The organism is Psychrobacter sp. NPDC078631 (genome assembly GCF_050268165.1).
In the GTDB taxonomy this organism is placed as follows: domain Bacteria; phylum Pseudomonadota; class Gammaproteobacteria; order Pseudomonadales; family Moraxellaceae; genus Psychrobacter.
In genome coordinates this window covers 43,193-59,940 of the sequence record NZ_JBNNGG010000005.1, presented here as the reverse complement: position 1 = coordinate 59,940, position 16,748 = coordinate 43,193, and the positions used below count along the sequence as shown (strand labels likewise).

Annotated in this window: 15 protein-coding genes; 9 read left to right on the top strand and 6 right to left on the bottom strand. The window is 43.9% G+C overall.

Annotated elements, in window-relative coordinates; all coding sequences use genetic code 11:
* The first annotated feature begins 16 nt into the window (after positions 1-16).
* The 8 genes from urtA to ACQKCP_RS11975 all read left to right on the top strand — a co-directional run bounded on the left by urtA (position 17) and on the right by ACQKCP_RS11975 (position 8,977).
* Positions 17-1,369 (top strand): urea ABC transporter substrate-binding protein, encoded by a 1,353-nt coding sequence (gene urtA, locus ACQKCP_RS12010; protein ID WP_427612470.1) that lies wholly within the window; start codon positions 17-19, stop codon positions 1,367-1,369.
* Between the two features lie 239 nt (positions 1,370-1,608).
* Entirely contained in the window at positions 1,609-3,432 is a 1,824-nt protein-coding gene (urtB, locus tag ACQKCP_RS12005) for an urea ABC transporter permease subunit UrtB (protein ID WP_427612469.1), read from the top strand.
* Positions 3,433-3,442: 10 nt separating this feature from the next.
* Entirely contained in the window at positions 3,443-4,513 is a 1,071-nt protein-coding gene (urtC, locus tag ACQKCP_RS12000) for an urea ABC transporter permease subunit UrtC (protein WP_427612468.1), read from the top strand.
* Positions 4,514-4,545: 32 nt separating this feature from the next.
* Positions 4,546-5,358 (top strand): urea ABC transporter ATP-binding protein UrtD, encoded by an 813-nt coding sequence (urtD, locus tag ACQKCP_RS11995; RefSeq protein ID WP_427612505.1) that lies wholly within the window; start codon positions 4,546-4,548, stop codon positions 5,356-5,358.
* A 78-nt stretch (positions 5,359-5,436) separates the two neighbouring features.
* Entirely contained in the window at positions 5,437-6,135 is a 699-nt protein-coding gene (gene urtE / locus ACQKCP_RS11990; protein ID WP_101204888.1) for an urea ABC transporter ATP-binding subunit UrtE, read from the top strand.
* A 302-nt stretch (positions 6,136-6,437) separates the two neighbouring features.
* Positions 6,438-7,322 (top strand): prolipoprotein diacylglyceryl transferase, encoded by an 885-nt coding sequence (gene lgt / locus ACQKCP_RS11985; RefSeq protein WP_057761969.1) that lies wholly within the window; start codon positions 6,438-6,440, stop codon positions 7,320-7,322.
* Between the two features lie 148 nt (positions 7,323-7,470).
* A complete protein-coding gene (locus tag ACQKCP_RS11980) occupies positions 7,471-8,340 on the top strand; it encodes a thymidylate synthase (RefSeq protein WP_427612467.1) in 870 nt (289 codons plus the stop codon).
* A gap of 64 nt (positions 8,341-8,404) precedes the next feature.
* Positions 8,405-8,977 (top strand): dihydrofolate reductase, encoded by a 573-nt coding sequence (locus ACQKCP_RS11975; RefSeq protein WP_427612466.1) that lies wholly within the window; start codon positions 8,405-8,407, stop codon positions 8,975-8,977.
* A 129-nt stretch (positions 8,978-9,106) separates the two neighbouring features.
* On the opposite strand, the gene uvrC is transcribed toward ACQKCP_RS11975, so the two are convergent.
* Positions 9,107-10,951: an excinuclease ABC subunit UvrC gene (gene uvrC / locus ACQKCP_RS11970; RefSeq protein ID WP_427612465.1), complete on the bottom strand. Its 1,845-nt coding sequence runs from the start codon at positions 10,949-10,951 to the stop codon at positions 9,107-9,109.
* A gap of 154 nt (positions 10,952-11,105) precedes the next feature.
* Positions 11,106-12,629: a DUF3360 family protein gene (locus ACQKCP_RS11965; RefSeq protein ID WP_394125059.1), complete on the bottom strand. Its 1,524-nt coding sequence runs from the start codon at positions 12,627-12,629 to the stop codon at positions 11,106-11,108.
* 512 nt (positions 12,630-13,141) lie between these two features.
* Between ACQKCP_RS11965 and ACQKCP_RS11960 the strand changes: the two genes are divergently transcribed.
* On the top strand, positions 13,142-13,702 hold the full coding sequence (locus ACQKCP_RS11960; protein ID WP_427612464.1) for a DUF4442 domain-containing protein: 561 nt from the start codon (positions 13,142-13,144) through the stop codon (positions 13,700-13,702).
* 239 nt (positions 13,703-13,941) lie between these two features.
* On the opposite strand, the gene rplS is transcribed toward ACQKCP_RS11960, so the two are convergent.
* The 4 genes from rplS to rpsP form a co-directional block, all read right to left on the bottom strand.
* Positions 13,942-14,364, bottom strand: a complete 423-nt coding sequence (gene rplS / locus ACQKCP_RS11955) for a 50S ribosomal protein L19 (RefSeq protein WP_057761981.1) — start codon at positions 14,362-14,364, stop codon at positions 13,942-13,944.
* 205 nt (positions 14,365-14,569) lie between these two features.
* The gene (gene trmD, locus ACQKCP_RS11950; protein WP_427612463.1) at positions 14,570-15,334 is read right to left on the bottom strand and encodes a tRNA (guanosine(37)-N1)-methyltransferase TrmD; all 765 of its coding nucleotides are present in this window, start codon (positions 15,332-15,334) and stop codon (positions 14,570-14,572) included.
* A gap of 77 nt (positions 15,335-15,411) precedes the next feature.
* A complete protein-coding gene (gene rimM / locus ACQKCP_RS11945) occupies positions 15,412-15,945 on the bottom strand; it encodes a ribosome maturation factor RimM (RefSeq protein WP_427612462.1) in 534 nt (177 codons plus the stop codon).
* Positions 15,946-16,110: 165 nt separating this feature from the next.
* Positions 16,111-16,380, bottom strand: coding sequence for a 30S ribosomal protein S16 (rpsP, locus tag ACQKCP_RS11940; RefSeq protein WP_025651495.1), 270 nt, complete (start codon positions 16,378-16,380; stop codon positions 16,111-16,113).
* Positions 16,381-16,748: the final 368 nt, after the last annotated feature.

The following is a 16,748-nucleotide window of genomic DNA, read 5'->3' as shown; positions in this document are numbered from 1 at the left end:
GTATTAGGAGATGTCCATGTTTTCGTTACCAATTTTAGCCAATACTCAAGTAGTAAACCCTCAATCACACGGAAAAATAAAATCACGTTTATCGTTACTAGCAGTAGCCGTCGTTGGCAGTTTAAGTCTTATTGGTTGTCAAAAACCTGCCGAAACTGCAGCATCAACTGAGACTACAACTGAAACCAGCACAGAAACAACCACCGAGCCTGCTGCTGATGGCGACACTATCAAAGTCGGCATCTTACATTCGCTGTCTGGCACCATGGCCATCTCTGAAACCTCTCTCAAAGATACCGCGTTGATGACGATTGATGAAATCAATGCCAATGGCGGCGTGCTCGGCAAGCAACTCGAACCAGTCGTCGTCGACCCTGCTTCTGATTGGCCATTATTCGCTGAAAAAGCCCGCCAGCTACTCACTCAAGACAAAGTAGATGTTATCTTTGGCGGTTGGACGTCAGTATCACGCAAATCCGTATTACCTGTGGTTGAAGAGTTAAACGGATTGATGTTCTATCCAGTACAGTACGAAGGACAAGAGCAGTCAGAAAATATCTTTTACACTGGTGCGGCACCAAACCAGCAAGCCATTCCAGCAGTAGAGTACTTGATGAGTGAAGAAGGCGGCGGTGCAGAGCGCTTTGTATTGTTAGGTACTGATTACGTTTATCCACGCACCACCAACCAGATTTTAAAGGCATTTTTGAAATCAAAAGGCGTGGCTGATGCAGACATCATGGAAGAGTACACACCATTTGGTTTTAGCAATTATCAGACCATCGTATCTAACGTCAAAAAATTCTCAACGGGTAAAAAGACCGCCGTTATCTCGACCATTAATGGCGACTCAAACGTTCCGTTCTATCGTGAACTAGCGAACCAAGGTATCAAAGCGTCAGATATTCCAGTCATGGCATTCTCAGTCGGTGAAGAAGAGCTACGTGGTATCGATACCAGTCTGCTACAAGGGCATTTGGCGGCGTGGAACTACTTTATGTCGATCAAAAACCCTACCAATAGTGCCTTCACCAAACGCTATAAGCAGTATGCATTGGACCAAAAACTACCAAATGCTGAAAAAGTCGTGACCAATGATCCAATGGAAGCTACTTATGTCGGTATCAACATGTGGAAGCAAGCTGTCGAAAAAGCAGGTACGACTGATGTAGACAAAGTGCGTATCAGCATGGCGGGACAAACGTTCGATGCACCTTCTGGCTACACGCTAAAAATGGATGAAGAAAACCATCATCTATGGAAGCCTGTCATGATTGGTCAAATTCGTGCCGACGGACAGTTTGATACGATTTTCAAAACGCCAGAAGTTATCCAAGCCCAGCCATGGAGCGAGTACATTCCTAAATAACTTGTTCTACAAATAAAGCGGTACTGAAAAGCACTTGGATAGTAATTGAATAGTCATTGAATAGTAGGCGGATGGATAAACGACACTGATAACAGTCCTAACGCCTACTTTTCATATTTATTTTTAACACTTATTCTCAACTTTTAAATAACACCAAACCTTATCAACTCTTCTATCGCTTAGTACGCTAGGCAGTAGGGGCTAAGGGTTTGTTGTCTGTGAAAAACAGGGATCCGCACATGCAGCACCATACTTTACGCCCGTTTGTAGGGCAAACATCGTCCAAAAGTGGTAATAACCCACAAGCATCAGCCAGTGAAGTCATGCAGCATGCGGCTCGTTTTTCAATTTATGCGCCTCTGCGATTACTTGCATTGATGGCATTATGCATAACAACTTTTACAACCACGGCGTATGCCGATCATGATGGTCAGGTACATGACCACGATACAAATACCACTCATAGTGAGCAATCGTTGCTCACGCCTGCGAATAAATCTATCTCTATTCAAACCGTCTCAGATACCTCAGCAGCAACTACAAACTCAGGCGATGCCATTCAACAATTTGTGGCGGGCAATTTTAGTAAGCGTCAAGCCATGCTAAGTGATTGGCCAGGATCCGTTGAGAGTTTAGATAGTTTGGTTGAATTTATTGCCAATGATGAGCTATATCAAGGCAACGGTGGGCAAACGTATCTACTTAATAAAGATGACCAGCTATTTACTTATCCTGATAAAAAAGAGACTGACGATTGGCCAAGTGATTTATCACAAATCACCCTAACCAATGCCCTTCGCTCAGCGCTCATTTTTGGGCAAGCCAAGGTAAAGCTGGAATCTGACAAGCCAGCACAGCGCTTGCAAGCTGTAGAGATTTTGGCCGATAATATTGACCAAGTAGATCCAGCCATTATTACGACAGCAGCGGCAAATGAAGACAGCGCTAAAGTTCAAAAAGCACTAACTGCTCTACAAGCTCGTATTGATTTCAAAAACGGTGACCTGCCCACTCAGATTGCAGCGGTCAATCTACTTGCAGATAGTGATAACCCACAAGTCTTAGTCAATATCGAGTCGGCCCTTGCCGCTGATAATTTAGATGCCTCGCTCAAAGCTGCACTTATCGATGCTGAATCTAGCGTGTCACGCCGTATCGAAATCAGCACATGGACGGGTCATATTTTCACCGGTATGAGTACCGCCAGTATTTTACTGCTAGCGGCGCTTGGTCTCGCCATTACCTTTGGTTTGCTTGGCGTGATTAATATGGCGCACGGTGAGCTAATTATGATTGGGGCTTATACCACTTATATGGTACAAAATTTCTTTCAAGCTTATATGCCAGATATGGCAGGTTGGTATTTGCTTGCTGCTATTCCAGCTGCGTTTTTAGTCAGCGCCATCATCGGTATGATAATCGAGCGCATTGTCATTCGTCCGCTATATGGTCGTGAGCTAGAAACCTTGCTGGCGACATTCGGCGTGAGCTTAATATTGATGCAGTTAGTACGGATGATTTTTGGTGCGCAAAACGTTGAAGTCAGTAACGTGGCATGGCTCAGCGGCGCATATCAGGTATCATCAAGTTTGGTACTGCCTTACAACCGTATTGCCATTATTGGTTTTACTGTCATTGTCGTAGCGCTGCTGGTTTACTTACTCAACAAAACGCGCTTTGGATTGTTTATAAGAGCCGTCACCCAAAACCGTCAAATGGCACGTGCTGTCGGTATTCCTTCTGCACGTATCGATATGATGGCATTTGGTTTGGGCTCTGGGCTAGCTGGTATGGCTGGGTGTGCCCTTGCCCAAGTAGGCAACGTGGGTCCTGATTTGGGACAAACCTATATCATTGATACGTTTTTAGTCGTCGTCGTTGGCGGTGTCGGACAAGTATGGGGCGCAGTACTGGCCGCCTTGGGACTTGGTATTAGCGGTACGGTACTTGAGATTGGTATCGGTGCGGTATTGGCAAAGATTGTGTTGTTGGTTCTTGTGATTCTGTTTATTCAGAAACGGCCACAAGGTTTATTTGCACTCAAAGGCCGCTTTGTCGAATAAGGAGACTTCTATGATACTGACCAAATTACTGTCTGATACGCCGCGTAGTGCTGTTTTAATTGGCTTATGTTTTGCCATACTATTGATACTGCCTTGGCTACATCTTATGCCGGAGACTTCAGCCTTTCACCTTTCAGCCTACTGGATTACCCTAATTGGTAAAATCATGGCACTGGCCATGGTGGCTTTGGCACTAGATCTTGTCTGGGGCTATGCCGGTATTTTGAGCTTGGGTCATGGCTTGTATTTTGCCTTAGGTGGCTATGCGTTTGGCATGTACCTAACACGTGAGACTGCTGGCGACGCGCTTCCTGATTTTATGCGATTTTTGAGCTGGACTGAGATGCCATGGTATTGGGCTGGCACGCAGCACTTTTGGTGGGCAGTCGTACTGGTCGTATTAGTACCTGGCTTGGTTGCGTTTATATTTGGTTTCTTTGCTTTTCGCTCCAAAATCAAAGGCGTTTATTTTTCTATCATTACTCAAGCCATGGTCTATGCAGCAGCCTTGCTATTCTTCCGTAATGAGACAGGCTTCGGTGGTAACAATGGCTTTACTGGTTTTACTACCCTTTTAGGTTATGACATTACTGCTGCCTCTACCCGCTCTATGCTGTGCTTTGTCACAGCCTTAGCATTGTTAGTCTCTTATATGGGTTTGCGTCATTTAATGAATCAGCCTTATGGTCGAGTACTCGGTGCCATTCGTGACAGCGAAAACCGCTTGCAGTATCTAGGCTACCGTACGTTGTGGTACAAGCTATCCGCTTGGGTGCTGTCCGCAGTCATCGCTGGTATCGCAGGTGCGCTATACGTACCGCAAGTAGGCATTATCAATCCGAGTGAGATGAACCCAGTGAACTCAATTGAGATAGCCGTCTGGGTAGCGACTGGTGGTAGAGGAAGCTTAATTGGCGCGATCTTAGGAACTGGTGTGGTGAACGCTGTAAAAACCTACTTTACGGTCGCCTACCCTGAATTTTGGCTATTGATATTAGGCGGACTGTTCGTCGTCGTGACGTTGTTTTTACCCAATGGCATTATGGGCTTGTTCGATCGATTCAAAAAGGAGAAACAATAATGCTAAATGATAAACCGTCAACGACTGAGCAAATCATTAATGAATATGATCATACTGATGGACGTGACGGTCTCAGTCACCCCAAAAAATCAGGCGTCGACTTTAGCCATGGTATTGCTCTGTATTTAGAAGATGTGAGCGTTTGGTTTGATTCGTTTCGCGCACTTAATAATCTGTCTCTATATATCGAAGAAGGCGAGCTACGCTGTATCATCGGCCCAAATGGCGCTGGTAAAACCACGCTAATGGATGTCATTACGGGTAAAACCCGCCCTACCGAAGGCAGCGTGTTTTTTGGTCAGACTCACAACCTTGCCAGCTTATCTACTGAACAAATCGCTGAAGCAGGTATCGGCCGTAAGTTTCAAAAACCTACTGTCTTTGAAAATTTTACCGTCATGGATAATCTGTTACTTGCCGCACCAAAAGACAAACGTGTGGTCAAAAGCTTATTTAACAAACTAAATGCCGATACTCGCGATACCCTCGACGCTACCCTACAGCAAATTCGTTTGACCGACAAAATCAACAAACCTGCTGGTTTGCTTTCACATGGGCAAAAACAGTGGTTAGAGATTGGCATGCTACTGATGCAAAGCCCCAAGCTGATTTTGCTTGATGAGCCTGTGGCCGGTATGACCGATGCAGAAACTGAGCATACCGCCGAGCTGTGTCTACGGCTTAAAAAGAACCACACTTTAGTAGTAGTCGAACATGATATGACCTTTATCGATGCCATCAGTGAAAAAGTCACAGTATTGGCACAAGGGGCGATTTTGGCAGAAGGTACGTTAGCTGAAGTGCAAGCCAATGAAGCAGTGATTGAGTCCTACTTAGGTCGATAGCTAAACGTATCATCTAGACGAGCCAAACGAATATTCCCTTTAAAATATTAGAAAAGTTTTAGAGTTTAGGAGACAGCCATGTTACAAGTGAACGATATCAACCAGTATTACGGCGGCAGTCATATTTTACGAGACGTCTCATTTACAGCGCCTGTAGGCGCGTGCAGCGTGGTACTTGGACGCAATGGCGTGGGCAAAACCACACTACTCAAATGTTTGATGGGGATATTACCTATTAAATCAGGAGAGATTTTGCTTAATGATAAAGACATTAGTAAAATGTCTCCAGAGCAACGTGTCCGAGCAGGTTTGGCTTATGTACCACAAGGACGCGATATTTTTTCGACACTGACGGTAGAAGAGAACATATTAATTGGTATGGCAAAGTTTTCACGCAGTAAGGCCAAGCATGTACCTAAGCATTTATATGATATTTTCCCCGTACTCGATGAGATGAAGCATCGCCGCGGTGGTGATTTGTCTGGTGGTCAGCAGCAACAGCTTGCTATCGCCCGTGCCCTAGCCTCCGAGCCGACTGTGTTAATTTTAGACGAGCCAACTGAAGGTATTCAGCCCTCTATCATCAAAGATATTGGCCGCGTCCTGCGCGACTTAGCGGATAAAGGTGATATGGCCATTGTGCTGGTTGAGCAATTCTATGAATTCGCCGAAGAGCTCGCTGACAATTACACCGTACTATCACGTGGAAAGGTAGTCTCACAAGGTGCAGGCGATACGATGGTCGAAAATAACGTACAAGATCTGGTCGCCATCTAATTTCTTTTAATAATAAATGTAATAATACAAATTGGTAGTGAACACTCGATAATGCTAAAAATGGCACTTTTATCTCAAGCTGCTAGCTACCAAGATTACATATCATCACGAAAACACTCCTTAATTAAAGTCACTTTTTTACCTAACTTCTTATTTTTTGACTCTTAGCCTATATATTCTGTGCCATTTCAAAAACTCACATTACCAATATCCTCTGATTGGCGTCATAGCAATTGTGTATGCCCATTGAACGAAATTTGCTATTATAGTCAGCATTTTATTATCAATATTATGATGCCCTTATGATGATTCATCCTCAGTACGATCCTGTAGCATTAGCAGTTGGACCTGTCGAAGTCCATTGGTATGGGCTGATGTATTTGTTGGCATTTGCCGCCGCCTACGGACTGGCGTGGTATCGCAGTACCAAGCGTGAAGGCTGGACGACAGATATGGTCTCAGACCTAGTGTTCTTTGGCGCACTTGGTGTGATATTAGGTGGCCGTGTCGGCTATGTATTGTTTTATCAGTTCGGTGAACTGCTCCAAAACCCTGCCTATCTGTTCAAAGTCTGGGAAGGCGGTATGTCATTCCATGGTGGCCTGATTGGTGTCATGTTGGGTATGCTGTATTTTGCCCGCAAATATAAGAAGACACCTTTCCAAGTGCTCGACTTTGTCGTTCCCTGTGTACCAACTGGTTTATTGTTCGGACGTATTGGTAACTATATCAATGCCGAGCTATGGGGCCGCGTTTCTGACGGTGGCTACAACTGGTTGACCTACTTCCCGCAGGCCGCTAGTGTTGATATGCAGCAGCTACAAGCCAATCCTGCGCTGCAAGACCTGATGACTGAAGTCAATGGTCAGTACCTGTTGCCTCGTCACCCATCGCAACTGTATGAAGCCCTTGCAGAAGGTCTACTGTTGTTTCTATTCTTGTGGTGGTACTCATCGAAGCCCCGTCCTCGTATGGCAGTGACCGGTGTCTTTATGCTTGGTTATGGTTTTAGCCGTTTCATCATTGAGTTCTTCCGCCAGCCAGACATCGACCAAGGATTCATATTGCTAGGTTGGATGACCAAAGGTCAGATACTAAGCGCCCCAATGATAATTATCGGTCTGTTCTTGATCGGTTACGCCTATAAACGCGGCATCTACGACTGGGGTAAGCAAGCTGCCTATTAAGCCTGCCTTTTTGTGATAAAGGTTGATGACTTAAAATAGGGTATGCTATCAAAACGCTTATCCTAGCAATACTTTCAATAATGACAGTGTATATATCGACTACCCATCTAGTCTGTATACGCTGTCAGCAGTAACTAAAGAGCATTTTATGATCAATGGCACCCAAAGTAATAATGAGCAAGGCTATTTAGATTTGCTACGCCACGTTCTCGACAATGGCACCGAAAAAGGCGATCGTACTGGTACGGGTACGCTTAGCCATTTCGGTGCACAGCTACGCTTTGACTTAGCAGATGGGTTTCCACTGCTAACAACCAAAAAGGTTCACTTTAAATCTATCGCTTATGAGCTATTATGGTTTTTGAGTGGCAGCACTCATGTCGATTATCTACAACAGAATAACGTTCGTATCTGGAATGAGTGGGCGACAGCAGAACAGACCGCGCGCTTTAACAGACCTGCTGGCGATTTGGGTCCTATCTATGGTCATCAATGGCGCAACTATGGCGCGACCAAAAATGAAGATGCCAGTTATAACGCTGATGGCGTCGATCAAATCGCACAAGTCGTTGAACAGATAAAGACCAATCCGAATTCACGCCGTTTGATTGTTTCTGGCTGGAATCCAGGTGAGGCAAAGCAAGTAGCCTTACCACCATGTCATACGTTATTTCAGTTCTTTGTCGCAGACAATAAGCTGTCATGCCAACTGTATCAACGTTCTGCTGACTTATTCCTAGGCGTGCCTTTTAATATTGCGAGCTATGCACTATTGACTCATATGATCGCGCAGGTGTGTGGTCTAGAAGTTGGAGAGTTTGTTTGGACGGGTGGTGATTGCCATATCTATCAAAATCACCGTGAACAGGCCGAGCTACAGTTGACACGCTCGCTATATAAACTGCCGACGTTGTCTTTAAACCCTGATGTTAAAGACATATTTGCATTTGAGTACGAAGACATTAGTGTCAATGACTATGAGTCGCACCCTGCTATCAAAGCCAAAGTTGCTGTATAAAGTTAGTCTGGTTAACTACACCAAATAAAAGCAAAATTTAAAAATACAATAAAAAGGATATATTATGAGCTATGCCCATACCGAAGTTGCCCAAATCGCTGCTATTAGTAGCAATCGCTGTATCGGCAAAAACAATGAGCTACCGTGGCATATCTCAGCAGATTTGCAACATTTCAAAAGCATGACGACCAAAGAAAATGATAGCAAGATTCAAGGTATCGTAATCATGGGTCGTAAGACATTTGAGTCAATGGGTAGTAAACCATTACCAAAACGCGTGAGCTTTATTGTCACGACACAGATGGATTATGCTGAGACAAAAGGTCTTGCAGATAGCAGCAATGCTTATGTGGTACACAACTTAGACGATGCTCTGACACAAGCAGCTAGCCTTGCACATGGTGCGCATCTTGATACGATTTGGGTGATTGGCGGTGAGCGCGTATTTAGTGACGCTCTGATGTACACCGACCGTATTGAACTGACTCATGTAGATACTGATATTGCAGACGGCAATGCATTTTACCCTGAGTTGCCAGAACGCTTTAAAGTAGCAGACGAGTCTGAGCAGATGCACGATGAAAAAAGTAATTTAAGCTTTAAATTTACCACTTATAAAGTAGAAACTGATAAGTAGTAAAAGCCTATTAAAAAAAGGGCAGTCTTGGATAATTTTACTTATCTGAAACTGCCCCTTTTTTTAATCTTTACACAGTTTTCTTTGTAGACAATCAATAAAAACTGCTGCTTGATAATATCTAATCCGTTACTCATGCAATACTTTATAAACCGTTTTTGCGAGTACTGGTCCAATACCTTGTACGCCTGCCAACTCCTGCTGTGAAGCGCCTAACAGCTGCTGCATACCACCAAAGTGATTGAGCAAGTCACGACGACGTTTCTCACCCAGTCCCGGTATTACCTCTAGCACTGATGATGAGCGACGCTTATCGCGTTTTTTACGGTGAGCGGTAATCGCGAAACGATGCGCCTCATCACGAATATGCATCAGCAAGTGCAATGCTTTGCTATCCATCGGTAAATCTAACGGCTCATGATCGATAAAGTGCAATACCTCAAGCCCAGCCTTGCGCCCTTCCCCTTTTGCTACACTAATGAGCAAGGTGTCGCCAAGAATACCCAAATCAGTTAATACTTCTTTGGCAATGCCAAGCTGACCTTTACCACCATCAACCAATAGCAAATCCGGCAACGGCTGCTTTTTATAACGTCGAGTCAGCACTTGCTTCATCGCTGCATAATCATCGCCACCTTGAATGTCATGGATAGCATACTGACGGTAATCACGACGGCGCGAGCCACCTTGGTCAAATACCACGCAGCTACCAATGGTCGCCTCACCCATCGTGTGGGAGATATCAAAACATTCAATGCGATCAATCGTCCGATCGGTGACCGTCGCCAATACGTCTTTTAGTGCGCCAAAGCGTGCATGCAGCTCTAAATAATCGCCAAGCTTGGTTTTTAATGCATTACTGGTATTTAGTGTTGCTAAGTCTAGCCACTCTGAACGGTGCTCACGTACATTGGTCTTGATAACTACTTTATTACCAAAATGCGTTGCCAATGCCTCACTCACTGCCACCTGATCCGGTATCTGATGGCTCAATATGATTTCAGCGGGCAAATCATCGGTCACTTGGAAATAAAATGACGTAATGAAGGCTGATAAATTGTCTGCTAGCGACTCACTACTATCCACATCTGGGAAATAATTTTTTCCACCCAATACACGGCCGCCACGTACCGTTAGCACGTTCACACAGGTCATGCCAGCCTGACTAGCAATGGCAATCACATCTGCCTCACCTTGTACGGTATAGACCGCTTGCCTTGCTTGTACTTCACGTAGCATAGACAGCTGATCGCGATAAAATACCGCCTTTTCGAAATCTAGTGCTTCAGCTGACGCTTCCATCTTTTCAATCAACGTACTATGGATATCGCTAGAGTCGCCCTTTAAAAAACGAATGGTATTATTCACGTCTTCTGCGTACTCTTCTGGCGACACCAAACCGACACAAGGCGCACGGCAACGTTTGATCTGATACTCAAGGCAAGGACGCTGACGCTGCTTAAAAAAGGTATTGGTACATTGACGCATTTGAAACATTTTTTGCATCAAGACCAACGTCTCTTTTGCCGCATGTGCAGAGGGAAACGGGCCAAAGAATCGACCCTTTTGATGATTGCCTTTGCCGCGACCGTAGGCCAAACGTGGATAAGGCTTATCGGCTGAGATAAACACATAAAGATAGGATTTATCATCACGCAGCAGCACATTATAGGGCGGTCGATGTTCTTTGATTAGATTCTGCTCAAGCAACAGCGCTTCGGTCTCACTACGCGTGATAATAGTCTCAATATTATGAATCCGCGCCACTAGCGCCCGTGTCTTTGGATGATCTATCGTTTTGGCAAAATAGCTATTTACCCGACTTTTTAGCGACTTAGCTTTACCAACGTATAATATATCGCCGTTCTTACCCAGCATCTTATATACCCCTGGCAAGTTAGGCAGGCGTTTAATCAAATGCTTAAGACGGGCTTTTTTATCATCGACAGGACTCGATTCTGAGACATTAACCATAGAATTTATTGCTCTTAAAAATCTTATTAATACTGCTAGTTATGGGGCGGGAGTCATTGTTTTACAAGCCAATTATTATCGCAGTGCTACCCAGAAAAAAGCCAGCTTTCGCCGGCTTAGTTTGTTCTATTATCGTTTATGCAATAACCTACTGCTAATGACGGAAGTTTGCCATCAATGCTGGGATACCCGGTAGCATACCGACGATAGCCATGACGCCTGTCAGTACCACGAACATAATACCCGGTATGATCCAGCGGCTCATCTTAGTCAAATTGGCACTACGTTCTTTAGAGCCGATCAGACCTAAGTTATCAAGCAACAATGTGAGCGACCAACCGAAGGCTGGGTTGACCAATGCCGATGCGAATACCACGATAGCAGCAGATTGCGTGGTTTTACCTTCACGCGTCATCTCCATACCAGCTTCTAGTAATGGAATAAATACCCCAACGATCAAGGCCACACACATCACTGGCTGCCAAATGGCCAAATCCATCGGATAGCCCCAAACTCCTGCGATAATACAGAATAGAGCCGTCAATAAAGCGCCAGCAGGAATTGGACGTTTAGCAATCGCCGCAGGAACAATATACGTTCCCCAAGATGACGCAAAGTTGGCACCGCCCAATACAGAGCCAACTACCTGACGAAATGAAGCACTAGTCATCGTATCATCGATATCCATAAGCACTTTTTCAGTACGCTTAGGATAGCTAATTTTTTGGAATACCTGATGGCCCAAGAAATCTGGCGACCACATTGCCACGGCCAAAATAGCAAACGGCAATACTACAATGAAGCTTTCAATCGTCGGCAGACCTAACATCCAACCTGTGTTTTCGCCCCACCAATACATTGGATTCATGTTTGGTAGACCTGGTGCTGTTTTGAACTCAAAAGGTGCGCCCAATGCAAATGCAAGACCACCACCTAACACACAGCTTAGCGGAACCGCGAGCCAGCGTTTTTGCCAATGCTCAAGCAATGCATACAGCAGGATAGTCGCCAGAATAATAAAGAAAGCGATATGTGACATGCCAATCCCTTCTGCCCAAGCAAAGAGATTTTTGACCTGTGATGTGGTACCGATAAAGCCCAAGTAAATCAAGAGGCCACCGCACACACCCTTACTGGTCAAATTAGCCAGCAAACTCCCCCCTTTACTAATTGCGAGGAGCAGACCAAAAGCACCGATAAGCAAACCAAAAGCCATCGGGTGCCCACCAGCTGCTACCACAATAGGAATCAGAGGGATTAATGGACCGTGAGTACCAGCAAGGTTGGCCGTCGGCAATAAAAAGCCCGAAAATAAAATAATAAAGAAGGAGACAATCAATAGCTCATAGCGCACGTTTTCTAGAACAAACGCATCACCTAGGCCAAGTGGACCTGCAAAGGTTGCTGCAATGGCGCCCACCATAACAACTTTACCGATGGTCGCGGCCATTGCTGGAATAGTATCTTCGTATTCAAAACGGTAATCACGGAATGGTAAATTAGGACGCCAGCGTTTCGGCTGCATGATTTGTAATTCATGGTTTAAATAAGCATCACGACTGTCGAAACTAGAACTGGGCTTATGCAAATCTACATAACTGCCTTGTACTTGACTGTCGTGGTTTATGTTCGAGGTCGGCGTATTAGACCCTGAAGAGGGGGTCTGAGGGTTACTCATCACATTTCCTTGTGTCGATTACGTCTTTGATTGACTACACACGCTCTGCTCTAATGTCATAGACCAAAGCGCCTATTACAAACTGCGAACTATTGTATGCTAAGACTTGATGAAATGCGAACCTAAAACCATTTAAAGATACTATGTATCTCATTATAATATATAAACTAAAGTTTCCATTTGAGACAAAATTAACCTTAATAGAAAACCATGAGAAAAAAACCTCTCTTTTATAGACTTCGAATTATAGTAAACGACCGTTTTATTGATAATGATTTACATCTAGATGGATTTTTATCACATAGATGAATAGCAAAGATAGTTATAATAAATAACGATCGTTACTTATAAGTGGGCATAAATATGTCATTTTGGTTACGCTTTAGAGCTAGCAGGCTGAGCACTTTTTAATTATGATAAATACTTTTTATCGATTTATTTCTCAGTGATACTGTGTAAAACCGCATTATTAATACAATCAAAAAATTGAGAAAAGGCAACAGGACTAGTTTATGAGCGTATTACCTACCAACCTTGAGACTTTGAAACGTCGGGCCAAGCAAAGCATCATGCCATTGCTGACACCGCATCTATTAAAGCTGCGCCTTAATACTTATGCACCATACATTGGCGCAGGTATCAAAATCGATCACATCAGTCTCGATCAGGGTTTGTGCGTGGTAAGCATGGGACTAAACACTCTGAACAAAAATATCGTCGGTACTCAGTTCGGCGGTAGTCTATATTCGATGGTTGACCCTTTTTATATGCTCATGTTGATGCATCAATTGGGTAGTAATTATGTGGTGTGGGACAAAAGCTCACACATTGATTTTGTTGCGCCTGGCAGTAGCAAAGTCACTGCGCGCATGAAAATACCTAGCTCTGAAATTATTACTATTCAAGAGTTGGCAAAAGAAGGCGAAGCGGTATTCCGTGAGTATAAAGTCGATATCGTTGACGAGCAGCAAATGCTCATTGCGACTGTCACCAAGACTTTATACATTAGACTTCGCAAATACAGTAAGTCCAAGGAGCAAGTCAACCGTATCGATACCTTTGATGCTCAATAAGCTTTATCTTATAACTGGCACTATTAGAGCTGATAGTATTAGAGCTGATAAAACTCAAATTATTAATGCTATACATACAAAAACCCCAATCTAGCTTTCGCATAGATTGGGGTTTCGTCTTTTTTGGTATGGCCCGCTTATTTATAAATAAACCTATGAATAAGGGCTTGTATCTACTATTACCTTGTCTTGAGCCAACCCTAAAATTATAGGACTAACTCAAAACGGCAAACTTGTGCTTAGATACCAGGTGCAGTATCAACTGCATCAGGTACGCCAGCGTCAGTTTTTTTCTTAGCAACTGGACGAGCACCAAGTTTTTCGCGGATACGTGCTGATTTACCAGAGCGCTCACGTAAGTAGTATAGTTTCGCACGACGAACAGCACCGCGACGTTTCACTTCGATGCTCTCGATGATTGGTGAATGCAATTGGAATGCACGCTCAACGCCAACGCCGCTTGAGATTTTACGTACGGTAAACGCTGAGTTTAAACCGCGGTTACGTTTAGCAATTACAACGCCTTCAAAAGCCTGTAAACGCTCACGCTCACCTTCACGTACTTTTACTTGTACCACAACGGTATCGCCGGGTGCAAAGCTTGGGCGCTCAAGCAATTGAGCGTTTTCGATGACCTGAACCAATGGATGCTTGTTGCTCATGAGAGTTATCTCCTCACATTAGATAATAGAGGCTTGACGCATATCACCTGTTTGTAATAATTAATCGCATCTCTTTATAGTGAGACACAACGTAAATGGGTTATAACCAACGGCCACTATGCTATGACTCGTTTTATTATTGCTCAAAATTCTGTTTCTTAACTGTTTATCAAACTTAGTAACGATAAAATTAGATTTTAAACATCTACTTTTTATCTGCTTTAGCCAATGCTTTCAACCACTTCGCTTGCTCTACCGTTGGGGTAAACGCTTGCCACAAGTCTGGACGACGCGTTTGCGTACGACTGACTTGCTGACTAAAACGCCACTTAGCGATATTGGCATGATGACCTGAAAGTAATACCTCAGGAACCGCCATACCCGCAAACTCATGCGGCTTAGTATAGTGTGGACAGTCAAGCAAGCCATCGACAAAAGAGTCTTGCTCCGCTGACTTGTCATCACCCATGATATCGGGCAGACGACGTATCACACTATCCATCAGCACCATTGCTGGCAACTCGCCACCAGTCAACACATAATCACCTAACGATACTTCCATATCGACATATTGTGATAGTAGACGCTCGTCGATACCTTCATAACGACCGCATAATAAAATCATGCCATCGTAATCAGTCATATTGACTACGCTACTCTCACTAAGCGTCTGGCCTTGCGGCGACATATAAATCACCGGACAGTGCTCACTATCGACACGGCAACCATGCTGACTGGCACGCAATCGTGCATCCTCAATGGCTTTCGATAATGGCTCAGCCATCATCACCATCCCAGGACCACCCCCATAAGGGCGCTCATCAATACGGCGATAGTTATCGGTGGTATAATCACGTGGATTAATGCATTCAATCGTAACTTGCTCTTGAGTCACTGCTCGGCCCGTGATTCCAAATTCACGAATCGTGGCAAACATCTCAGGAAAAATACTAATTACGGTAAAATACATCTGATGTCTACTTACGTTAAGGCTACAACAATCGGTGTAAGTAATAACAACGTCTGACTAAAAAGCCAGAAACGCTATCAGTAATCACTCGGCCATGCCACAAGCACTGTTTTTTCAGTCATATTGACTTCTATCACAGTTTGCTTATGCCATGGAATCAGGCGTTCTTCATTGTCTAAACTGTCTGAATTTGCCGTTACACGCATGATGTCATGGGCACCGGTTTCAAACATTTCAGTGATATTACCTAGATACTCATCCTGCTCGTTAATCACGCGCAGACTGACCAAATCCGACCAATAATATTCGTCTTCAGCTGTTTCAGGTAGGACGTTTTGTTCGACCCAAACGGTAACACCGTTCATAGTCTCAGCAACATTACGATCAGGAATCTGCTCAAATTGAGCCACAATTCCTGTTCCTTGCTCACGCCAAGCCTTCACAGTCAAAGGTTTCATGCCAGTGGCAGTTTTCATCCACCACGGCTTCATGTCGAATATCGCTGTACGGTCATCCGTATCACTAAATACCCAAAGCCAGCCTTTAATGCCGTAAGGCTTCTTAAGCTGACCAATTTTCATAAGGGCACTAGCGTTTGGAACAGATGACATAGCAGCTAACCTAACAATGATTAAAACAGCAATTGCAAAAACAATTGCGTCAAAAGCGATAAACAGTTAATGGCGCACCCTGGTCAGACCAGTTACGCTATGTATTCTAAAGTCTACTGAGTCATGTCATAGTTTTGCTACGAACGTCTCAGTAACAACCAAAACTTAAGCAGTTGCTTCAGTTTGAGCTGTAGACTTGTTGTAAGCTTTTGCTAATGAAGCAACGCGATCTGAAGGTTGTGCACCTTTTGCGATCCACGCATTGTACGCTTCCATGTTTAGGCGTACTGCTTCTTCAGACTCTTTAGCGAGTGGGTTAAAAAAGCCGATGTTTTCAATATAGCGACCGTCACGCGCGCGGCGTTGATCAGCAACAACTACTTGATAAAATGGGCGTTTCTTGGCACCGCCCCGTGCTAAACGAATAACAACCATGTGAATTCTCTCTTTCGCAGGTATACCAAAAAGGGCATAATTATATCACAGTCTTTATTTGTTGAAAACATAAACTGTGCATATTTAATTATTTATTAACAATAGCTTAAATGACGACCTAAGTAAAATATAACTGATGATAATGGCTTATTTTTAAATTTTTTCTTTAGATTCTATAGATTACTATCGCTCTCTCTGAAAAACAGATGATTGCTAAACACATTTATCCTTAAGCTTAACTTTATATCTATTCCAATAACTATTTGGCTCGCTCGTCGATTGCATACTGTATCAGTACTATTTATTGATTATGCTATTCTATGATATACCGCTATAGGTTGATGCACTGACTAGCCTTAAGGCAATCG

What these genes read in the sequence shown, in the direction of transcription:
- uvrC (WP_427612465.1), bottom strand. Translation starts at nt 10,951, where the DNA reads ATGGTTAATGTCTCAGAATCGAGTCCTGTCGATGATAAAAAAGCCCGT.
- rimM (WP_427612462.1), bottom strand. Translation starts at nt 15,945, where the DNA reads ATGTCATCTGTTCCAAACGCTAGTGCCCTTATGAAAATTGGTCAGCTT.
- lgt (WP_057761969.1), top strand. Translation starts at nt 6,438, where the DNA reads ATGATGATTCATCCTCAGTACGATCCTGTAGCATTAGCAGTTGGACCT.
- urtE (WP_101204888.1), top strand. Translation starts at nt 5,437, where the DNA reads ATGTTACAAGTGAACGATATCAACCAGTATTACGGCGGCAGTCATATT.
- ACQKCP_RS11975 (WP_427612466.1), top strand. Translation starts at nt 8,405, where the DNA reads ATGAGCTATGCCCATACCGAAGTTGCCCAAATCGCTGCTATTAGTAGC.
- urtB (WP_427612469.1), top strand. Translation starts at nt 1,609, where the DNA reads ATGCAGCACCATACTTTACGCCCGTTTGTAGGGCAAACATCGTCCAAA.
- rplS (WP_057761981.1), bottom strand. Translation starts at nt 14,364, where the DNA reads ATGAGCAACAAGCATCCATTGGTTCAGGTCATCGAAAACGCTCAATTG.
- ACQKCP_RS11980 (WP_427612467.1), top strand. Translation starts at nt 7,471, where the DNA reads ATGATCAATGGCACCCAAAGTAATAATGAGCAAGGCTATTTAGATTTG.
- ACQKCP_RS11960 (WP_427612464.1), top strand. Translation starts at nt 13,142, where the DNA reads ATGAGCGTATTACCTACCAACCTTGAGACTTTGAAACGTCGGGCCAAG.
- urtC (WP_427612468.1), top strand. Translation starts at nt 3,443, where the DNA reads ATGATACTGACCAAATTACTGTCTGATACGCCGCGTAGTGCTGTTTTA.
- urtA (WP_427612470.1), top strand. Translation starts at nt 17, where the DNA reads ATGTTTTCGTTACCAATTTTAGCCAATACTCAAGTAGTAAACCCTCAA.
- ACQKCP_RS11965 (WP_394125059.1), bottom strand. Translation starts at nt 12,629, where the DNA reads ATGAGTAACCCTCAGACCCCCTCTTCAGGGTCTAATACGCCGACCTCG.
- rpsP (WP_025651495.1), bottom strand. Translation starts at nt 16,380, where the DNA reads ATGGTTGTTATTCGTTTAGCACGGGGCGGTGCCAAGAAACGCCCATTT.
- trmD (WP_427612463.1), bottom strand. Translation starts at nt 15,334, where the DNA reads ATGTATTTTACCGTAATTAGTATTTTTCCTGAGATGTTTGCCACGATT.